This window comes from Vibrio sp. 10N.222.49.A3, from assembly GCF_041475145.1.
GTDB classification, from domain to species: domain Bacteria; phylum Pseudomonadota; class Gammaproteobacteria; order Enterobacterales; family Vibrionaceae; genus Vibrio; species Vibrio tasmaniensis_A.
Genome location: NZ_JBFRVM010000260.1, coordinates 1 through 795 on the forward strand (window position 1 = coordinate 1; position 795 = coordinate 795).

Genomic DNA, 795 nt, shown 5'->3' on the forward strand with positions numbered 1-795 from the left:
TTACTTGCGTCTGAAGGTTGGAGTCAGGTGATGATTTCTCAAGCTCTTCGTATTCACGAATCGACCGTTGCTCGTCATCTCAGTGATTATGTTCTTTCTGAAAAACTTAAGCCTGAAAATGGTGGTAGCCAAAGCCGACTTTCTGCTGGGCAAACCATGCAACTTATCGAACATCTGGCTGAGAAAACGTACTTTCATACCCACCCAATTGTCGCTTATGTACAAGCTGAGTTTGGTATCTGTTATAGCGTGGCAGGAATGAACAAGTGGCTACATCATCATGGCTTTTCCTATAAAAAGCCGAAAGGTGTGCCGCACAAGTTTGATCCAGAGATGCAACAAGCCTTTATCGAACATTACAACGAGACGCTAAGAAACAGTGAAGACCCTGTGTTATTCATGGATGCCGTTCATCCTACGCAGTCAACAAAACTTAGTTATGGCTAGATACGAAAAGGTCAAGACAAAGTGATTGAGACAACAGGCAGTCGAACTCGTCTTAATATTATCGGTGCGTTACCGCTTCAAAATATTGGCGCAACCGTGACAGACTCGTATGACACGATAAACAGCGAGAGCATCGTTCGCGTCTTCTGGAAGCTCAAGAAGGAGCATTACCCGTTGGAGCAAAAAGTACACCTAATACTTGATGGTGCCGCCTATCATCAGTCAGAGATGGTAAGAAATGCGGCAAAAGTGCTCAATATCGAGCTTCATTACTTACCGCCTTACAGCCCAAACTTAAATCCCATAGAGCGGCTTTGGAAAGTGATGAATGAGCATGTGAGGAATAAC

The 795-nt window shown here is 44.2% G+C and carries 1 pseudogene; it reads left to right on the forward strand.

From position 1 onward, the window contains the following. A pseudogene (locus AB4589_RS24735) lies at nt 1–795 on the forward strand (IS630 family transposase); the annotation flags it as partial.